Genomic DNA, 19,685 nt, shown 5'->3' with positions numbered 1-19,685 from the left:
CCGCTACCAGCGGCGAGCTCCCGGCATGCGCTGATACTCGGCGCCGCGGATCAAGGTCATCACCGCGTCGAGCTCCGCCAGCAAGGCGCGCTCGTCCTGGCCCGCCTTCTCCACCTCGCCCGGATCGGTCCCGAATTGACGGCGCTGCTGGGCGAAAGCGAGGTCGCGTTCGAGGTCCTCCCTGCGCTCGTGCAGGGCGAGGAAATCGGCATCGCCATCACCCCCGGCGGGTGTCATGCTCGATTCGTTCTCCAAGATGCTGACCTTCCAGGACGGCTGGCGAGACGGGCTGCTCTGTCGTCGACATCGCCGAATCGTATAACGCACGAGCCCGTCAAACCGTGCCGCGCTCGTTCGAGCCCCGATCCATACCGTGTTTTCCTCCTGTCCTACAGCGCTCGAGCGGTCGCCGGCCGGCTCCTGTCATCGATCTGTCATGGCTCCGTCATAGAGCCAGCATGATCGGGCGGGTAACGGTGCGCTGCAGCAGGATTGCTCTTGCAGCGCGGCACGTACAGCGCCCGGACAGATTACGGAGAGCCACCGTGAAACCCTTCCATTTCGCCCTCGCCATCGGGCTCGCGACCGCACAGTTCGGCGCCGTCGCCCAGGCCGCCGACATCACCGGTGCCGGCGCGACCTTCCCATTCCCGGTCTATTCGAAATGGGCTGAAGCCTACCGCAAGGATACCGGCACGGGCCTGAACTACCAGTCCATCGGCTCCGGCGGCGGCATCAAGCAGATCCAGGCCAAGACCGTCGATTTCGGCGCCACCGACGCCCCGCTGAAGGGCCCCGCCCTGGAGAAGGACGGCTTCGTCCAGTTCCCCACCGTCATGGGCGGCGTCGTCACCGTGGTGAACATCGCCGGCGTCGAGCCGGGCAAACTCAAGCTCACCGGCGAACTCGTCGCCGACATCTACGCCAACAAGATCACCAAGTGGAGCGACCCCAAGATCGCTGCCCTCAACAACGGCCTGAAGCTCCCCGACGCGCCGATCACCCCGGTCTACCGTTCGGATGCCTCCGGCACGACCAGCATCTTCACCACCTATCTCAGCGCGGTCTCCGAGAGCTGGAAGAAGGAATTCGGTGCGGCCACCACGGTCAGCTGGCCCGCCGGCCAGGGTGGTAAGGGCAACGAGGGCGTTACCGCCACCGTCAAGCAGGTCGCGAACTCCATCGGCTACGTGGAATCGGCCTACGCCAAGCAGAACAAGCTCAGCCACACTCTGATCCAGAACAAGGCCGGCAAGTTCCCGGCCCCGGATGATAAGGCGTTCCAGGCCGCCGCCGCCTCCGCCGATTGGAAGGCCGCTCCCGGCTTCGGCATCTCCCTCGTGAACCAGGCCGGCGACGAAGCTTGGCCGATCACCGCGGCCACCTTCATCCTCGTCTACAAAGAGCCGGCCGACGCCGCCAAGTCCGCGGAAGTGCTCAAGTTCTTCGATTGGGCCTACAAGAACGGCGACAAGCTCGCCGTCGATCTCGACTACGTGCCGCTGCCCGACAACGTCGTCGCCCTCGTCCACAGCGAGTGGAAGGAAATCAAGGGCAAGGACGGCAAGCCCGTCTTCTAAGGCACGTCCTCACGGACCGAACCACCCTCTCAGGCCCGGCGAAAGCGTCGGGCCTGCTCCACGAGAAGACATGGCGACACACCTCGCCACCCGTCTCCCCACGCGATACGACCCCTCAAGGTGAAGAAGTAGACGTCGGATGGCCGCCTTGACTGAACAGATTTCGCTGGCCCGCACGGGCTCCCCCGCTCGCAAGAAGCCGGGCGGCCTCGGCGACCAGCTCTTCCGCGCCGCCTCCTACGCGTCGGCGCTGCTGGTCCTCCTCTTCCTCGCGGGCATCCTCGCCTCGATCGCCTATGGCGGCTGGCCGGCCTTCGCGGAATTCGGCCTCGGCTTCATCACCTCCAGCTCCTGGAACATCGGCCAGGAGCAGTACGGCGCTCTCGTCGCCATCGTCGGCACCCTGGTCTCGGCCGTCCTCGCCCTCCTCATCGGCGTGCCGATCTCCATCGGCATCGCGGTCTACCTCACGCAGCTCTGCCCCGGCTGGGCGCGCAAGCCCGTCTCGATGACGATCGAGCTCCTCGCCTCGGTGCCGAGCATCATCTACGGCATGTGGGGCCTGTTCATCTTCGCCCCGCTCTTCGCCCATTACGTGCAGATGCCGGTCTCGAGCGTAGTGGAGGGCATGCCCATCGTCGGCACGCTGTTCTACGCCCGCGTCCCCTCGGGCGTCGGCATTCTCACCGCCGGTATCATCCTGGCGATCATGATCGTGCCCTTCGTCGCCTCGATCACCCGCGACATGCTCGACCAGATCCCCACCGTGCTGCGCGAGAGCGCCTACGGCATCGGCTGCACCACCTGGGAGGTCGTGCGCCACGTGCTGGTGCCGCAGGCCTCGGTCTCGATCATCGGCGCGGTCATGCTCGGCCTCGGCCGCGCGCTCGGCGAGACCATGGCGGTGACCTTCGTCATCGGTAACGCCAACCGCCTCTCCGGTTCGATCTTCGATCCCGGCTCCACCATCGCCTCGCGCATCGCCAACGAGTTCAACGAGGCCGACGGCCTGCAGCTCAACTCGCTGATGGCGCTCGGCTGCATCCTCTTCATCATCACCTTCATCGTCCTGATCATCGCACGCCTGCTCGTCCGGCGCGTGAAGGTCGCCTGACCCCGGGAGCCCGAATCATGGACGCCGTCACCACTCTCCCCACAACCGCGGCCCCGCCGCGTGTCAGCCGGGTCCGGTCGAGCCGCCGGGTCGCCGACAAGCTCCTCATCGTCGGCAGCACCGTCGCCACGCTGATCGGTATCGTCGTGCTGGGCTCGATCCTGCTCATGCTCATCGTCGAGGGCATGAAGGGCTTCTCGCCGCTGCTCTTCACCGAGCCGACGCCGGGCCCGGGCTCCGAAGGCGGCGGCATCGCCAACGCGATCCTCGGAAGCCTGGTCCTCACCCTCATCGGCATCGTCATCGCGACGCCGGTGGGTGTCATGGCCGGCACCTATCTGGCCGAATACGGCCGCAACTCGAAGCTCGCCGACGTGATCCGCTTCCTCAACGACATCCTGCTCTCGGCCCCCTCGATCCTCATCGGCCTGTTCGTCTACACGCTGATGGTGCGACCGATGGGGACCTATTCGGGCTGGGCCGGCGGCGTGGCTCTCGCCATCATCGCCACCCCGGTGATCGTGCGCACCACCGAGGACATGCTGCGCCTCGTGCCCTCGACCCTGCGCGAGGCCGGCGCGGCCCTCGGTGCCCCGCCCTCCATCGTCATCAAGAGCATCACCTGGCGCGGCGCCAGCGCCGGCATCGTGACCGGCATCATCCTGGCACTCGCCCGCATCGCCGGCGAGACCGCGCCGCTGCTCTTCACCGCGCTCAACAACAACAGCTGGTTCTCGCCCAACCTCATGGGCGGCATCCCCAACCTTCCGGTGATGATCTACCAGTTTGCACTCTCGCCCTACTCGAACTGGCAGCAGCTCGCCTGGGCCGGCGCCCTCCTCATCACCGCTACGATCCTCGCCCTGTCGATCGTGGCCCGCTTCGTCATCAAGAGCGAGCGGGCGCGCTGATCCCGCGCCCCCGTCCCACCCCGTTTTCGACAAGGACACGCATCCGATGAACGCCGCTCCCGCGATCACGCAGGCCCAGCTGACCGGTCGCCACCAGGCCGACGATCAGGCCCCCATCCGCATCGCCGTGAAGGACCTGAACTTCTATTACGGCTCGTTCCACGGCCTGAAGTCGGTCAACCTCAACTTCCACGACCGCCAGGTCACCGCCCTGATCGGCCCGTCGGGCTGCGGGAAGTCGACCCTGCTGCGGACCTTCAACCGCATCTACAGCCTCTATCCGGAGCAGCGCGCCGAGGGTGAGATCCTCCTCGACGGGCAGAACGTGCTCGATTCGAAGGTCGATCTGAACGAGCTGCGCTCGCGCATCGGCATGGTGTTCCAGAAGCCGACGCCCTTCCCGATGTCGATCTACGACAACGTCGCCTTCGGCCTGCGTCTCTACGAGAAGCTGCCCAAGGCCGATCTCGACGTGCGCGTCGAGGAATCCTTGCGCAAGGCCGCCCTCTGGGACGAGGTGAAGGACAAGCTCAAGCAATCCGGCATGGGTCTCTCCGGCGGTCAGCAGCAGCGTCTCTGCATCGCCCGCACCGTCGCCCAGCGTCCCGAGGTGATCCTGTTCGACGAGCCGACCTCGGCCCTCGACCCGATCTCCACGGGCCGCATCGAGGAGCTGATCGAGCAGCTGCGCTCGGAATTCACGATCGTCATCGTGACCCACAACATGCAGCAGGCCGCGCGCATCTCGCAGTTCACGGCGTTCATGTATCTTGGCGAACTGGTCGAGTTCGGCCCGACGACACGGATCTTCATGAACCCCGAGAAGCGCCAGACCCAGGACTACATCACCGGCCGCTTCGGCTGAGCCCGCCGGGGCCGCGTTCCGCGGCACCGGTCCCGATCCTATGCGATGCGGGCTGCCAGGGGCGGCCTCGGTCGAGGAGTGCGAGCATGCCCAACCACATCGTCAGTTCCTACGACACGGAACTGGAAAACCTGCGCCGCTCGATTTCCGAGATGGGCGGGATCGCCGAGAAGATGATGACCGATTCCGGCAATGCCCTGGTGCGCCGGGACGTGCCCCTGGCGCAGGCTGTCATCGCCGCCGACAAGCGTCTCGACGCGATCCAGCACGAGGTCGAGGAGCGGGCGATCCTGCTCATCGCCAAGCGCCAGCCGCTGTCCATCGACCTGCGCGAGACGGTATCGGCGATCCGCGTGTCGAACGATCTCGAGCGGATCGGCGACCTGTCCAAGAACGTCGCCAAGCGTGTGGTCGCCATCGCCGATCAGATCCAGCCGCAGAAGATCGTCATCGGCGTCCAGCATATGGGCGATCTGGTGCAGGAGCAGCTGAAGGACGTCCTCGACGCCTATGGCAGCCAGGACGTGAAGGCCGCCCTCGACGTGTGGGAGCGCGACGATTCCATCGACGCCCTCTACAACTCGCTCTTCCGCGAGCTGCTGACCTACATGATGGAAGATCCGCGCAACATCTCGTTCTGCACGCATCTCCTGTTCTGCGCCAAGAACATCGAGCGGATCGGCGATCACACCACCAACATCGCCGAGACGATCCATTATCTCGTCACCGGCACGAACGAGCTCGCCGAGCGGGACCGCCCGAAGAACGACGCGTCGAACTACGCCACCGTGTCGATGCCCGCCAGCGCCTGATCGCTGCCCCTGCCGGCCGCTCCAGCACACGCTCGGCGCGGCCGTCGCGTCCATCCGGGACGGTCGCCATCACCCTGAAAACATCCGCATGAACACGCGCATCCTGATCGTCGAGGACGAGGAGGCCCTCACTCTCCTCCTCCGCTACAACCTGGAAGCGGAGGGCTTCGTCGTCGATTCCGCCGCGCGGGGCGACGAGGCCGATCTGCGCCTTCAGGAGCAGGTTCCCGATCTCGTCCTGCTCGATTGGATGATGCCCGGCCTGTCCGGCATCGAGCTGTGCCGCCGCATCCGCGCACGGCGGGAGACCGAGCGGCTGCCGGTGATCATGCTGACGGCGCGGGGCGAGGAGGGCGACCGCATCCGCGGCCTCGGCACCGGCGCCGACGATTACATCGTCAAGCCGTTCTCGGTGCCGGAGCTCCTCGCGCGGGTGCGTGCGCTCCTGCGCCGGGCCAAGCCGACCCATGTGTCGGACCTGCTGGTGGCCGGCAATATCGAACTCGACCGGGTCAGCCACCGCATCCGCCGGCAGGGCCGCGAGATCCATCTTGGGCCCACCGAGTTCAAGCTCCTCGAATTCCTGATGCAGAGCCCCGGCCGCGTGTTCTCGCGCGAGCAGCTGCTCGACGGGGTCTGGGGCCACGACGTCTATATCGACGAGCGCACGGTGGACGTCCATGTGGGCCGCCTGCGCAAGGCGATCAACCGCCCGCGCCAGAGCGACCCGATCCGCACCGTGCGCGGCTCCGGCTATTCCTTCGACGAGATGTTCTCCACGGACGAGTGAGGCCACGGCCGGCTTCTCGCCGCTCCGTCCGGAACGAGCATCCCCATCGTGACGATGGTGGGTGGCCTTGCCCGCGGGCGATCCTCGCGAACCGATGCCATTCCGGCCGCCACGAGATATCGCGTTCGATCTCGGACGTCTGTCCGTTCCGGCATGTGCTCGCCCCCGGAGGGGGCAGGCATTCACCCATCTGGCGGGCAGAATAAGCCCTCTTCCTTCCAGGGGAGGGGGAACGGTCACGCCTGTCGAATCCTCCTGAATAAGGGGAACAGTCGTCAGGCAGATGTCTGAATCCGTCAGCCCTGGGGGCGTAAATCCGACGTTTGGTGCCCGCTGCCGGGTCTACTTTCGGCCCAACGTCGACGGATCCTGCGGCCGCCGCCATCCGCTGAAAGCGGACATTGATCATGGGCGGAAACGACCGCTCCACTATGCGGTTTATCCGCTTTCGACGTCGCTACGTCACCTTGTCAGGTGACGTCGGGCTTCAGCACCCGCGTGTCATACCAACCGAGACGACGGTCATCGGCGGATCGCAAGGTGAGTTGAGCGACCGGAGCCCCGACTTCACGATCGACCAAGCGAGACCGGCGATCGGTCGGCTCATAGAGATGAGCCTCCCCCCATTGTCGAAGCGCGACGATGACGAGGAAAAGGCCGCGCCCCTTCTCCGTCAGGACGTATTCCCGGTAGGCGGTCCCGTCCGAGGCGGGCGCCGTCTCCAGAATTCCCCGTTCGGTCAGGTCGCGAAGGCGGGTCGCCAGCATACCTTTGGCGATGCCGAGACCAGTCTGGAACTCACTGAAGCGCCGCACTCCGTCGAAAGCATCGCGGATGATGAGGAGCGACCACCAGTCGCCAATGACATCGAGCGCACGCGCAACCGGGCACCCGGCGTTCCAGAGGCTGACGCGCTTTGCCACGAAGGTACGCTCCCGTTTCAAGCTGGTCTCAATTTAGAACTGGAATGAGCCGGTCACAAGTGGTCTCAAGATGAAACCAGATTGGATGTCATCGACAGGACCGCCATGACGCACGGAAGAGATGGGCAAACCTCCACCGAGCCGGAGGGGGCCTTGCCCAGGACGACGATCCTGATTTTCGCCGTCGCCGCCGGCTTGAGTGTCGCGAACATCTACTACGCCCAGCCCCTGCTCGATGCGATGGCGCAGGAGTTCGGCATCTCGCCTGCCGCGATCGGGCTCGTGGTGACCCTGACCCAGGTCGGCTACGAGCTGGGCTTGATCTTCATCGTGCCGCTCGGCGATCTCATCGACCGCCGTCGCCTCATCCTCGGCCAGGGGCTTCTGTCGGTGCTCGCGCTGGTGGCGGTGGCCACGGCCAAGTCCGGAGCGATCCTGTTCGCCGGCATGGCGGCGGTTGGGTTGCTCGCCGTCGTGGTTCAGGTTCTGGTCGCATTCGCCGCGACGCTCGCGACACCGACCGAACGAGGTCGGGTGGTCGGTACAGTCACGAGCGGCATCGTGATCGGCATCCTGGCGGCGCGCTTCGCGGCCGGGATACTGGCCGATATCGGTGGCTGGCGAGCGGTCTATCTGGTCTCCGCGATCCTGTCGCTCGCCCTCGTCGGCCTGCTCGTGCGCGTCCTGCCACGGCATCGGATCCCGGCCGGAACCGGCAGCTACGTCGCCGCCCTCCGCTCGGTCCCCATCCTGTTCCTCAGCGAGCTGGTCTTGCTGGTTCGGGGTGTTCTCGCGCTTCTGATCTTTGCGTCGTTCAGCACATTCTGGACCGCGCTGGTGCTGCCGCTGAGTGCGCCGCCCTTCTCCTACTCCCATACCTGGATCGGCCTGTTCGGCCTCGTAGGCCTGGCGGGAGCGATGGCCGCGACGGGGGCCGGGCGGCTCGCGGACCGGGGCCACGGTCAATGGACGACGGGAGCAACTCTCGTGCTTCTGCTCGTATCGTGGGCGCCGATTGCGCTGCTGCCGGTATCGATTCCGGCCCTGATCTTTGGCGTCGTCCTGCTCGATCTCGCCGTGCAGGCCGTTCATGTCACGAATCAGAGCCTCATCGTCTCCCTGCGTCCCGAAGCCAGCAGCCGGCTCATCGGCGGCTACATGGTGTTCTATTCAGTGGGCAGCGCCCTCGGCGCCGCTGCTGCGACGTCCATCTATGCCCGGGCTGGCTGGCCCGGCGTCTCGGCGCTCGGAGCGACGTTCAGCGCTGCGGCCCTGCTCGTATGGCTGTTCACCTTGCGCGCGGTGCGGACATGTCGAACGTAACTCGGTGATCCAACCGGAACGGCAGCTCCATCCTCGATCTTCGCGGAGAACGGCCGGTCCGCTCACCACCCATCTCGGACGCTCAGGGCGGGTACCAACCATCAAAGTTTGATGACGACAGGGCGCGGGTAACGGAGGAAGGCGCCAAGTTGCCGTCGATGCCGGCTCAGCGGTCGAGGCGGCGCATCGAACGGCTGTCCCGCTCGGCGTTGCGCCGAATCCTGTCATCCGCTCGGGCCCGGTCGCGCTGGACCGTCTCCATACGCCGGAGCGTCTCCGTCTGCTCGCGGTGGGCCCGCGCCAGGTCGCTCACCGCGTTCATCGCACGCACCCGGTTCGCATCCTGTGCTCGTGCGTCGAAGGACCATGCCGCGAGAAGTAGGGCGACGAGGGCTGTGGCGGGGCGGGGCATCTGGCTGGGACCTTCGGGTGGGGGAGGGGCGGATCGAGCTTGCGGCTCAGCATGCACCATAGTGCGTTAAATGCAGGGCTTCGCAGGATATCGTGCATTCCATGCGCGGACTGCATGAGTGGTATTTGGCGTTTGGTATACCAGCTCGGCCGGCGGCCTGTCATACATGCTGCAACGCAAACGCATCGCTTCGAGGAACACCGATATGACCGCTCTCATTCTCACCGCCGTCGCTGTCGCCGCTGCCGCCAACATCTCCCTGGTGGCCTTCGTCGCCGATCGCCTGACCCCCACGACCAGCCCCTCCACCATCACGGCGGGCGAGCTCGTTCTCGTCAACGACAACGCTCCCGAAGCCCTGAAGCTCGCAGCCTAATCGACGTCTCGCAGCTTCAACGCCACCGCCATCGGCCCCGCCTTACCAGGCGGGGCCTTTTCACGTCGCGTACCGCCGGAACCCCTGTCCCATGGCGGTCGAAACGGGGGTCGCGTGGCGGTCGATCCGCCCGTCTCATCCGACGGATTTCGGGGCCGATGCTTCGCTTTCCCGCGCCAGCGAGGCGGCCTCGGCGAACCGGGCGCGGACCGCCTCGCTCATCCGGCCGAGGCCCAGCTGCGCGGCCATCCGCCCCTCGACGCCGGGTGCCGGATCGAGTTCGCGGGCGAGGCCGGCGAGTTCCTGGAACGGGATGTCGGCGGGGGCTCGCCCATCCCCTTGAGCCGGCCGGAACCTCACCGGCCCGGCGGGTGCCCCCCCCCGGCCAGAGAACGATGCGCTCACCCTCGCTCGTATGAGGGCAGCGGGGATCGACGGCCACCAAAGCGCGCTGGCGCAGGCGGGCCGTGATCCGGGCAAAGCCGTGGGCGCGCAGCAGGCGTTCGGCGAGAACGTCAGCGAAAACAGGACCTTTGCGCAGGACCACCTCGCTCGCCATCGCCGCCAGGGTGGCCTCGTAAGCCACATCGTGGAAGCGCGCGGCATTGGGAGAGAAGCCCGACAGGTCGGCGGGTTCATAGAGGCCGGGGGGCTCCACCTGCGGGATATCGGGAGTGTCCGGCTCGGTCGCGACCGGCTCCGGCTTCGCCCTGTCGGCGTCGAGATCGGCCCGCAACGCCGTGTCGAGCCGGTCGAGGGCTCCTTGCGGATCGTTCCACCAATCGGTGCTCCAGACCCGGTGGATGCGCCATCCGAGATCGGTGAGCACCCATTCGCGCAGGCGGTCCCTGTCCCGCGCCGTCGCCGCCCGGTGATAGGTCGCCCCGTCGCATTCGACGCCCGCGAGGTAGCGCCCCGGAGCGTCGGGATGGACGATGCCGAGGTCGATTCGAAAGGCGGAAACCCCGACCTGAGGTACGATTGTCCAGCCTCGTGCGGCCAAAGCCGCCATCACCGCGCCCTCGAACGGCGATTCGATGTCACCCCCCGTCGGCGCGGCCGCCGTTTCGAGAGCGCGGGCGCCGTGTTCGGCGAAGGCGAGGAAGTGCTTGAAATCGCGCACTCCACGGGCGCTGCCGCGGCCGAGATCCACTTGGTCGGCCCGCATCGACGCGAAGACAACGAGCTCCCGCCGGGCCCGGGTGATCGCCACGTTGAGGCGTCGGTGACCGCCCTCGCGGTTGAGCGAACTGATCTGTCCGGTGATCCGGCCCGTGGCATCCGGCCCTGCCGCCACCGAGAACAGGATCGCGTCGCGCTCGTCGCCCTGCACGGTCTCGAGGTTCTTCACGAAGACCGGCTCTTTCCAGATCCGCCCGTCGAAGAACTGCTCCAGCTCCGGCCTACCCCGCCTCTCGGCATCGAGCAGGTTCTCGATCAGGCGCTGCTGCTCGCCATTGAAGGTGACGATGCCGAGTGAGCGCTCCTCCGCCGCGAAGGCGGGGTCCGAAAGGCGGGCGACCACCTCTGCCACCAGGGCGCGCGCTTCGGGCCGGTTCACCCGCGCCCCGCCGCGCTCGTAGAGCCCATCGGCCACGAGCTGGAGCCGCACCGCCCGGTCCTCGGTGACGGGGGAGGGGAAGGTGACGAGCCCGCCGCGATAATAGTGGCGGTTCGAGAAGGCAATGAGGCTCTCGTGCCGGCTTCTGTAGTGCCAGGCGAGGCGCCTCTGCGGCAGGTGCGCGGCCAGACACTCGTCGAGGATGCTCTCCTGGTCGGCGACGTCGAGGCCGTCCGAGATCTCGTCGACGCCGCGATCGCCCACATTGGTGGGCGGCAATTGTTCGGGATCGCCGACGATGACCACCTGCCGGCCCCGCGCGATGGCACCGATGGCATCCCACGGCGCGATCTGCGAGGCCTCGTCGAAGATGACGATGTCGAACGGCTTCGCCTCGGCCGGCCAATATTGGGCGATGGAGAGCGGGCTCATCATCAGGCAAGGCGTCAGGCGGGTCAGCGCGTTCGGCATCCGCGCGAAGAGCTGGCGCAGGGGTATGTGCCTGGCGCGCTTGGTGATTTCCCGCGCCAGGGTGCCCCATTCGGGGTCGGTGCCGAAGGCACCGGCGAGCGGTACGCCACCACCGATGCGGGCACGCACCGCCGCCCCGGTGAGGCCGGAGAGCCAGGAATCGGCCTCGCCGAAGCCCCGGATCGCCTCTTCGTGGCGCTGGCCCATGAAGTCGCGCAGGCGGATGTCGTCGGTGGCGGCATGGTCGATCCACCAGCGCGCATAGGCGCCCTCGAAGGCCGGAAGGATGGCGTCGTCCTGCAGCGTTCCCACCTCGATCGCGGCGACGAGCGGCCCGAGCCCCGCCTTCGTCGCCGCGCTCGCTGCCACCTGCCAACCTGCCCAGGCCTGCGCTTTGGGCAGCGCCCTCCGCCAGCCTTCCGCAACGGCGAGGGTGCCGGCCACCCAATCGCCCTCCGTCTCCACTGGGCGGTCGGGCTTGGCCCTGCCGGCCAGACGCCCGAGCGTCTCGATCGCCTTCACGGCAGCGCTTCTCCGCGTCGTGAAATCCTCCTTTGCCAAGGCCAGGCTGCCGCCAGGTTCGAGCCTGCGATCCTCGGTGTCGAGGAACGCGGCGAGCCTCGCGCGGACGATGTCCGGGCCTCCGACGAGCGGCGCCACGGCGGTGATGACCGGTGCGAGCCGCGTCGCCCAGGCTATCGGAGCGGTGAACAGGTCGGCGGGGGTCGCTGGATCCGACCAGGGATGCCCGAGTTCCGCGGTAGCGCTCTCTAGAACTTCCGTCAGAGCGGGTCTTGTCGCCTGCAGGGCCCTGATCTCGGCGAGGGTGACGAGGTCTGGCCCGATATCCTCCGGTGCGTTCCCTTGCGCGAAGGGGGCGAGGAGGTCGCGGACCCGGCCGAGGCGCCGCCCCCGCAGGAAGAAGTTCGAGGCTTTCGCTTCGCGCCAGTCGGCCAGCAGGCGGTCGAGGTCGTTGCCGAACACAGAGGAGGCGTAGGGGACGAAGAGCCGGGCGTTCAGCCGGGCGAGCTCGTCCTGTCGGATGCGACGCGCCTCGACGGCCTGACGCAAAGCCGCGCCTCCGGGGCCGAGGAAGCGCAGGCCCATCCGCGCCTCCGGCCGGAACAGGGCAATGGCGAGGGAGGACAGCGCGCGCAGGCCGTCATAGGTCTGGCCGAGGGGCGTCAGGCCCATCGCCTCGGCGAGACGCTGGCCGGATGTCGCGAAGTCCGGCAGGGTGCGGGCGAGTTCGGGAACAGCCTGCACCATCTCGGCCCGCCACAGGGGCGACCATGCGATGGCGCCGATGCCCCGGAGGGGATGGTTCGCGATGTCCCCGACGATGGGGCGAAGGGCGGCAAGCTCACCGCACTGGGCGCGCAGGCTATCCCGGTGGCCGGGCGCTGAAATCGCGTCCTTCGGCCAGACGAGGCTGAGACCCTCCCGGCCGGCCTGCCGGTCGGCGATGACCCGCGCCATGGCCGTATGGGCGCTGAGGCCGTTCGCCCGTGTGGTGTGCAAGCTCTCAACCACGCCGTTCAGGCCCTCTCGGCGGCGCTGAAGATCGGTGGCCGCGTCCTCCCAGGGGACGTTCTCGCCGCCCCTCGCGGTCCAGGCCTCGCGTAGCTGCGCGATGACGTGCGTCTTCTGGGCCTTGGCCGCATGGACTTCGAGGCAGCAGGCGCCCAGCCCCACCGCGTCGAGGCGCCGGCGCACCACCTCCAGGGCGGCGCTCTTCTGCGAGACGAACAGCACCGTGCGCCCGAGCGCCAGGCACTGCGCGATCATGTTGGCGATGGTCTGGCTCTTGCCGGTGCCAGGGGGGCCGAAGAGCACGAAATCCTTGCCCGAGGCCGCCGCGAGGATCGCCGAGAGCTGAGAGGAATCGGCGAGCAGCGGCGTAAAGATGCCGGAAGGCGGATGCTCCGCGTCGAGACGTTCCGGCACGGGAAAGCCCATGCCGTCGCCGTAAGACTGTTTCGGCGTATCGAGGAGGTGGCGCACCACCGGGCTGCGCTTCAGGAGGTCCGTCCGCTCGCTCAGATCCTTCCACATCAGGAATTTGGTGAAAGAGAAGACCGAGAGCACCACCTCGGTCGTGACCTCGAACCCCTTCAGGTTGCGGATATGGGTGCGCACGATGCGCCAGACGGCCTCGACATCGATGCCGGATTCATCGCCCGGCAAGCCCTCGGCGAAATCCGGCATGTCGAGGTCGAAATCCTGGCGCAGCATCTCCAGTAGCGTCGGGTTGAGGCGCGCCTCCTCGTCGTGCCGGACGAGACGGAAGCCGGCGCGGACGCTCGCGCGGGTCAGGGCCGCCGGTACCAGCAGCAGCGGTGCCCGGGCAGGCGGCATGCCGTTGCCACGGGTCCAGGTGAGGAAGCCGAAGGCGAGGAAGAGCACGTTGGCCCCGCCCTCTTCGAAACTGCCGCGGGCGAGCCGGAACAGGTCGGTGAGGCGCGCCTCCACTTCCTCCGATCCGACATCGACGGTGATCTCGCCGCGTTCCTGCCCCGACCCGTCGATTGGCGCCTCGGGGGCGGGCCGAGCGACGAGGCGGAAGGCACGGCCCGTCGTGAGGGCATCCTCGAAAGCGCCCGGCTCGGGACAATCGAGGGTCAGCGAGCCCTTGCCCGGTTTGAAGTTGAGGAGCTTGTTGCGCAGGGTCAGATCGAGGAGCCGCAGCTTCCAGGCTTCCAGCCGGTCGCGGGGCTCGCGACGGGGCAGATCGAGGCGGGGAGCGGGGATATCCTCGACGAAGGATGGGGGCGCGCCGAGCGCCTGGACGAGCGCAGCCGCCATCTCCGGAGCCGGCGCCTGTGCGCCGGGCTCGCCTGTGTCGAGGGGAGAGATGCCGGATAGACGGGCTCGCCGCAGATCGAGGACCATCTCCATGGGGGACTCGGCATCCGCATCGATCAAGCGCGCGCCGGCCGCCACCGCATCCGCGAAACTCCCTGGCGGATCGGCGGTGAGTACGGTGGTCTCGATCAGGATCAGTTCCTGCAGGTCACGGCGTTTCCGCAGGGCCTGGGCGTCGTCGCCGACCCTTTCCGGCAGGGTCTCGTCCACGAGCCAAAGCCCGAGCAGCGCGTGATCGCGGGTGAGAACCAGGAGCGGATGGAGCCCGGCCTGTTCACAGCAGGCGGCCCAGAGCAGGGTGAGGTCGAGGCAGGTGGCGAGCCGTCGCTCCACGATCGCGCCGGGCTCGCGGACCTTCTGTCCCGAGCGTTCGAAGCTCGCGGGCGGTAGGATGTAGGTAATCCGCAGGGCCGCCATCGCCGCGTGGATCGCCTCCGCCATCTCCCAGGCCCTGGCCTTCCTTCCGCTGCGATAGCCGTCGAAGGCGGTGCTCCGCCTTGCCCGCTCCAGGATCGCCGCAGCGGAGCGCAGGATGCCGTCCACGGCCGGGTCGTTGGGCCTGACGAAGGCCGCGAGCAGTTCGGGCGCCGCATCCGCGCCTCCCCAATGCGAGGGCGGCAGGAGCCGCAGGTCGAACTCCTCTCGGGCTAACTCGCTCTCCTCGCCCGAGCTCATCAGTGTCAGCGTCACCGTACAGGACCGGCTTTCCAGTAGTCCGGCCAGGATCGCTCCATCGATCCGCAGACCCGGTGCATCGATGCGCTGCACGCCCCCTGCGGTTATCCGCTGGATCGTCAGGGTGGTAGGTCGGAACAGCGGCGGCGTCGCGCTGATATGGAGGGTGACATCGGCGAGATCGGTATCACCGCCATTGGTCAGAGTGATGTCCCGGATGAGTGGAACCCCATTCTGCCAAAAGGCGACGCTGGCATGATCGACCACCGTGCAGGCGAGAGCACAACGCGTGCTAACCCTATCGGAAGCCTCGAGCGTATCGGTCATCGCGCCCGGTTCTCCGTCACCGCCAGCGTTCTACAAGCGCGCTGCGCGTGCTCGCAAGCGCCGCCTGCCCGTCGCTCGCGTGTCTGCAGGCTCGTCCAGGCATCGTACTTGGAATCATTCCACAACATAGCGATTGCCCGCGGAAGACGAGGCTTTGTATAGCGTTCGGTGTTCGGCGTTTCAGCAAAGATGCCGACTGTCGTGACGCCGAGGCCATCGGATCTGCTGGCGCTGCGTTGCTGAGCCCATTTGTCATTCGCTCCTCGACCGGGAGCGCCCGCTTCCTCGCAAACCGGGGCCGACCGCCGATGACGGATATGACCAAGCCGAGTATACCGCCATCGCAGGGTCGCTACCGCCTGATAGTGGCCGGCCGGACCCTCCTTGCGATCTTCGGCGGTTATGCCCTGGCGGCCGTTGCCACGGCCTTCTTGTCCCTGACTTTGCCCCTCGACCGTTCGGAGGCCGTTGCTGCCGCCACCCTGGCGAGCTTCGCGATCATGGCGGGTGCGGTGATCTGGGTCTTCTCCGCCCGCACCCTCGCCCGTGCGGCGATAGGGCTGGCGCTTCCGGCTTTGAGCCTGGGCGCCGGTCTCTGGCTCGCCCTCGGCAACGCGGTGCAGCCTGCATGAAGCAGAGTTTTCGCCAATCGATGGCATGGCTGCACACCTGGGCGGGGCTCGTGACCGGCTGGGTGATGTTCGCCGTCTTCGTCACCGGCACTGCCACCTACTACAAGTCCGACATCTCTCTCTGGATGCGGCCCGAATTACGCGCGCAGGCGGAATACGACGTGGTTCGCGCGACCGAACTCGGAGTCGCGTATCTCAAGGTCCATGCCCCAAAGGCGATGGCTTGGTATGTGGGCGTGCCGCAGCCCGACAAGCCATATATCGGTGCCTATTGGATGGTCACGCCGGACGGCGAGTTCGGAAAGGCTCTCCTCGATCCGGATACCGGTGCGCCGACAGAGGCCCGGGCGACACAGGGCGGTGACTTCTTCTACCGCTTCCATTTCGAATTGCAGATGCTCCCGGCAATCGGCCGCTGGATCGTCGGCATCTGCGCGATGGTCCTGCTCGTCGCCCTCATCAGCGGCATCGTCACCCATCGCCGGATCTTCGCCGATTTCTTCACCTTCCGGCGTTCGAAATCCGCCCAGCGCGGCTGGCTCGACGCGCACAACGTCACCGGTGTTCTGGCGCTGCCGTTCCACCTGATGATCACCTATACGGGCATCGTCTCGCTCGCGCTCATGTACATGCCGTGGGGAATGGTGAGCGCCTACAAGGGCGACGAGCTACGCTTCTACGTGGAGTCCGGTCAGATGCCGGCCTGGCGAGCCGCCGAGGGCAAGCCGGCCGAGCCGGCGCCGCTCGGTCCTCTCATCCGCCGCGCCCAGGCCGAGGTGAGCGAGCCGCTCGAGATGGTCTCGATCAACAATCCCGGTGATGCCAATGCCACCGTGGTGGCGGTGTTCGAGGAGCCCCACGGGCTCGCCCATCGCCATCCGCAGATCGCCTTCCACGCGGTGACCGGGGAGGTGGTCGAACGGACCGGGCCGCTGAAGCCGGCGGCGCATGCCTATACGAGCTTCGTCGGCCTGCACGAGGCGCATTTCGCCGGGCCGGCCCTGCGCATCCTGTTCTTCTTGTCCGGCCTGATGGGCTGCGCCGCCATCGCCACCGGCCTCGTCCTGTGGACGGTGGCAAGGGCGCCGAAGGCGGTCGTGCAGCCCACTCTCGGTTGGCGCATCGTCCATTCCCTCAATATCGGTACGATCCTCGGCCTTCCCATCGGCATGGCGGCGCTCTTCCTCGCCAACCGTCTGATTCCTGCAGGATGGGCCGCTCGTGAATCCTGGGAGGGTGGCGTGTTTTTCGCAGCCTGGTTCCTCGCCGCCCTGGTCTCCCGCGCTCGCCCACATCGCCAGGCATGGGGCGAGATGAGCTATGCCGCCGCGCTGCTGTTCCTGACCGTTCCCCTGGTCGATTGGGCACAGACGGGATGGCGCACCGAGTTCCTCGGTTTCAACGCCGCCATGGTGGCACTCGCACTGATTTTCCTCTTCGGCGCGCGAAAGCTCGGGCGCCATGAGGGATCGTGGAGAGCGGCCCGTACCACCGGAGATTTCGCCCGCGTATGACGCCACTTGCCGTCTCCCTCACCTCCCTCCTGAGCTTCTCCGGCCTCGCCTGCCTCTGCCTGAGCATGGACCGGCATGGCCGGACCCTGTTCCACGGGCGCCCCTCCCGGCGGCGCGACACAGCGTTCCGTGTGGCGGGCTGGCTTTTCATCGCCCTGGCTTTCGCGGCCGCCGTCGTCACGGCGGACTGGAATTTCGGTCCGGTGCAATGGCTCGGCTCGCTCACCGGGGCGGCGCTCATCGTCGTGGCGCTGATGTCTTATCGTCCGGCCTGGATCCGTCCGGCAGCCATCGCCGCTCTTCCCCTCGCCATGGCCACCGCGTTCTTCGTCTGAACCGGGGCCGATTTTCCGACCGTCCGGATAGGCCTATGTGAAGGGTTGCCCGACAGGCTTTCACGAGGAGTATCCATGGCGCTCGACCCCGCTCTCGCGGATCGCATCTCCGCCTCGGTCGAACAGGGATTTGCCGATCAGGTCGCCCATATCCAGGACCTTGTCCGGTTCGGGTCGGTGCGTGGCGCCGAGCACGCGATTCAGGACCATGTCTTCCGGTGCCTGGAGCAACGCGGCTATGCCATGGAGCGGATCCGCATGGATTCTGCGGCCCTCGCCGCGCATCCCGGCGGAGGCAGGATTGCACCGGGACATTCGGATGCGCCCATCGTTGTCGGCATTCACCGGCCTCGCCACGAGACGGGACGCTCCCTGATTCTGCAGGCCCATGTCGACGTGGTGCCACCGGGCCCACTCGACCTCTGGAGCCAGCCGCCCTTCGATCCGGTGATACGTGGCGACTGGATGTACGGCCGAGGTGCCGCCGACATGAAGGCCGGCCACGCCGCCAACCTGTTCGCCCTCGATGCACTTAGGAGGATTGGACTTCAGCCGGCGGCGACGGTCACGATCCAGTCCGTGGTCGAGGAGGAATCCACGGGCAATGGAGCTCTCATGGCACATCTGCACGGTTACCGCGCCGATGCCGTGCTGATCCCCGAGCCGGAGGACGAGAAGCTCGTGCGGGCCAATACCGGCGTGCTGTGGTTCACGGTCGAGGTGCAGGGCACGCCGGTCCATGTTCGCGAGATGGGTGCTGGCGCCAACGCCATCGATGCCACCTATCGGGTGATCGGTGCCTTGCGCGAACTCGAAGGGAATTGGAATGCCCGTAAGGCAGGCCGCCGCCATTTCGAAGGCGAGGCCCATCCGATCAACCTCAATGTCGGCCGGATCGAGGGCGGAGACTGGGCGTCTTCCGTCCCCGCCTGGTGCCGGATCGATTGCCGTATCGCCATTTATCCCGGTGTGAAGGCGGCGGATGCGGCGGAAGAGATTGAATCTGCGGTGGCGACTTTCGCCCGATCCGATCCGTTCCTGGCAAAGTCGCCACCGGTGGTGGCTTTCAACGGGTTCTTCGCGGAAGGCTACGAGTTAGACGAAGGCTCGGAGGCCGAGGCCGTACTCGCCGCCGCTCACAAGCGGGCCGTGGGCGTCGATCTTCAGAGCTTCATGTCACCGAGCTATCTCGATACCCGCGTCCACGCACTCTACGACCGGGTTCCGGCCCTCTGCTATGGGCCGATCAGCGAGAACATCCATGGCTCCGACGAGCGCGTGAGCCTCGCCTCGGTGAAGCGCATCACCAAAGCCATTGCGTTGTTTATGGCCGAGTGGTGCGGGACCGAACCGCTCGAGCATGTGAGGTAGGCGACGACATCGCGCTCACCGATCCCGCGCGTACCCGATTGTAAGCGCGCGGGCGTTGTGTCGTGCTTACCGAATGCCGCCGCTGGCGGTGATCACCTCGCCGGTCAGCCAGCGGGCATCGTCTGAGGCGAGGAACGCGACCACCCCGGCGATGTCGTCCGGTTGGCCCGCCCTGCCTAGCGGCGTCTGCGCGATGAAGCCGGCCTCCATGTCGGAACCGACGACTCCGGCCGTATGGGTGCCTTCGGTCACTACGAAGCCGGGGCTAACCACATTGACCCGGATCTTGCGTGGCGCGAGCTCGTTGGCCAGCACGCCCGAGATAGCGTTCAATGCCCCCTTGGTTCCGGCATAAACCCCGGCGGCCGGTGTATGGACATGGGTGATGGCCGAAGAAATATTGACGATGCTTCCGTTTTCTCCAAGATGCTTCACTGCCGCTTGGGTCGTGAGCAATACGCCGAGCACATTCACGTCAAAGAGACGGCGATAATGCTCTTCGGTCACGTCCTCGATCGTCGCGAATTCATAGATGCCGGAATTATTGACCAGCACGTCGAGGCGGCCGAACTGATTTACCGCCGCCTCGATCAGCCCCTGTGCCTCTTCCGCTTTGGAGACATCGGCCTTCACCGCGATAGCTTTGCCTCCAGCTGACGCAATGGCCTCGACAACGGCGTCGGCACCCGCCCTACTCGAGGCGTAATTGACCACGATCGCGGCACCGTGCTGTGCGAGATTTTTGGCGATCGCGGCACCGATGCCCTTCGATGCGCCGGTCACTACGGCGACCTTTCCGTCAAGCTTCGACATATGTGCTATCCTTCG

Annotated in this window: 17 protein-coding genes; 12 read left to right on the top strand and 5 right to left on the bottom strand. The window is 66.8% G+C overall.

What is annotated here, in order from left to right; all coding sequences use genetic code 11:
* Positions 1-3: 3 nt before the first annotated feature.
* Positions 4-237, bottom strand: a complete 234-nt coding sequence (locus ACYQML_RS01015; protein WP_056434520.1) for a hypothetical protein — start codon at positions 235-237, stop codon at positions 4-6.
* A gap of 308 nt (positions 238-545) precedes the next feature.
* Here ACYQML_RS01015 and pstS point away from each other — a divergent pair, with 308 nt between their 5' ends.
* From pstS to phoB, 6 genes are all read left to right on the top strand, one after another.
* Complete coding sequence (gene pstS / locus ACYQML_RS01010; RefSeq protein WP_056434518.1) at positions 546-1,580, top strand: phosphate ABC transporter substrate-binding protein PstS; 1,035 nt, start codon at positions 546-548, stop codon at positions 1,578-1,580.
* A gap of 139 nt (positions 1,581-1,719) precedes the next feature.
* The gene (gene pstC, locus ACYQML_RS01005) at positions 1,720-2,694 is read left to right on the top strand and encodes a phosphate ABC transporter permease subunit PstC (protein ID WP_056434516.1); all 975 of its coding nucleotides are present in this window, start codon (positions 1,720-1,722) and stop codon (positions 2,692-2,694) included.
* A gap of 17 nt (positions 2,695-2,711) precedes the next feature.
* On the top strand, positions 2,712-3,605 hold the full coding sequence (gene pstA, locus ACYQML_RS01000) for a phosphate ABC transporter permease PstA (protein WP_461234424.1): 894 nt from the start codon (positions 2,712-2,714) through the stop codon (positions 3,603-3,605).
* A 46-nt stretch (positions 3,606-3,651) separates the two neighbouring features.
* Positions 3,652-4,470 carry a phosphate ABC transporter ATP-binding protein PstB gene (gene pstB, locus ACYQML_RS00995; RefSeq protein ID WP_056434512.1) on the top strand — a complete coding sequence of 273 codons (819 nt, stop codon included), beginning with the start codon at positions 3,652-3,654 and terminating at the stop codon, positions 4,468-4,470.
* An 86-nt stretch (positions 4,471-4,556) separates the two neighbouring features.
* On the top strand, positions 4,557-5,282 hold the full coding sequence (phoU, locus tag ACYQML_RS00990; protein WP_056434510.1) for a phosphate signaling complex protein PhoU: 726 nt from the start codon (positions 4,557-4,559) through the stop codon (positions 5,280-5,282).
* A gap of 88 nt (positions 5,283-5,370) precedes the next feature.
* Positions 5,371-6,072, top strand: coding sequence for a phosphate regulon transcriptional regulator PhoB (gene phoB, locus ACYQML_RS00985; RefSeq protein WP_056434508.1), 702 nt, complete (start codon positions 5,371-5,373; stop codon positions 6,070-6,072).
* 470 nt (positions 6,073-6,542) lie between these two features.
* On the opposite strand, the gene ACYQML_RS00980 is transcribed toward phoB, so the two are convergent.
* Complete coding sequence (locus ACYQML_RS00980) at positions 6,543-6,995, bottom strand: winged helix-turn-helix transcriptional regulator (RefSeq protein WP_461234423.1); 453 nt, start codon at positions 6,993-6,995, stop codon at positions 6,543-6,545.
* Between the two features lie 105 nt (positions 6,996-7,100).
* Between ACYQML_RS00980 and ACYQML_RS00975 the strand changes: the two genes are divergently transcribed.
* Entirely contained in the window at positions 7,101-8,318 is a 1,218-nt protein-coding gene (locus tag ACYQML_RS00975) for an MFS transporter (RefSeq protein WP_461234422.1), read from the top strand.
* 166 nt (positions 8,319-8,484) lie between these two features.
* Here ACYQML_RS00975 and ACYQML_RS00970 read toward each other — a convergent pair whose 3' ends face one another.
* Positions 8,485-8,730, bottom strand: a complete 246-nt coding sequence (locus tag ACYQML_RS00970; protein ID WP_461234421.1) for a hypothetical protein — start codon at positions 8,728-8,730, stop codon at positions 8,485-8,487.
* A gap of 205 nt (positions 8,731-8,935) precedes the next feature.
* On the opposite strand from ACYQML_RS00970, the gene ACYQML_RS00965 reads away from it, so the two are divergent.
* The gene (locus ACYQML_RS00965) at positions 8,936-9,106 is read left to right on the top strand and encodes a hypothetical protein (RefSeq protein ID WP_311276291.1); all 171 of its coding nucleotides are present in this window, start codon (positions 8,936-8,938) and stop codon (positions 9,104-9,106) included.
* A gap of 16 nt (positions 9,107-9,122) precedes the next feature.
* Here ACYQML_RS00965 and ACYQML_RS00960 read toward each other — a convergent pair whose 3' ends face one another.
* A complete protein-coding gene (locus ACYQML_RS00960) occupies positions 9,123-15,005 on the bottom strand; it encodes a DUF3320 domain-containing protein (protein WP_461234420.1) in 5,883 nt (1,960 codons plus the stop codon).
* A 308-nt stretch (positions 15,006-15,313) separates the two neighbouring features.
* On the opposite strand from ACYQML_RS00960, the gene ACYQML_RS00955 reads away from it, so the two are divergent.
* The 4 genes from ACYQML_RS00955 to ACYQML_RS00940 all read left to right on the top strand — a co-directional run bounded on the left by ACYQML_RS00955 (position 15,314) and on the right by ACYQML_RS00940 (position 18,857).
* A complete protein-coding gene (locus ACYQML_RS00955) occupies positions 15,314-15,637 on the top strand; it encodes an iron transporter (protein ID WP_461234419.1) in 324 nt (107 codons plus the stop codon).
* Complete coding sequence (locus ACYQML_RS00950) at positions 15,634-17,151, top strand: PepSY-associated TM helix domain-containing protein (RefSeq protein WP_419951382.1); 1,518 nt, start codon at positions 15,634-15,636, stop codon at positions 17,149-17,151. The genes ACYQML_RS00955 and ACYQML_RS00950 overlap by 4 nt, the downstream gene beginning before the upstream one ends.
* Positions 17,148-17,486, top strand: coding sequence for a DUF3325 domain-containing protein (locus ACYQML_RS00945; protein WP_419951383.1), 339 nt, complete (start codon positions 17,148-17,150; stop codon positions 17,484-17,486). The genes ACYQML_RS00950 and ACYQML_RS00945 overlap by 4 nt, the downstream gene beginning before the upstream one ends.
* 75 nt (positions 17,487-17,561) lie before the next feature.
* Positions 17,562-18,857 (top strand): ArgE/DapE family deacylase, encoded by a 1,296-nt coding sequence (locus ACYQML_RS00940; protein WP_461234418.1) that lies wholly within the window; start codon positions 17,562-17,564, stop codon positions 18,855-18,857.
* A 66-nt stretch (positions 18,858-18,923) separates the two neighbouring features.
* Here ACYQML_RS00940 and ACYQML_RS00935 read toward each other — a convergent pair whose 3' ends face one another.
* Positions 18,924-19,670, bottom strand: a complete 747-nt coding sequence (locus ACYQML_RS00935) for a glucose 1-dehydrogenase (RefSeq protein ID WP_461234417.1) — start codon at positions 19,668-19,670, stop codon at positions 18,924-18,926.
* Between the last annotated feature and the right edge of the window lie 15 nt (positions 19,671-19,685).

The sequence above is a fragment of the Methylobacterium sp. CM6244 genome, assembly GCF_054817885.1.
This window is presented reverse-complemented; position numbering and strand designations above follow the sequence as displayed.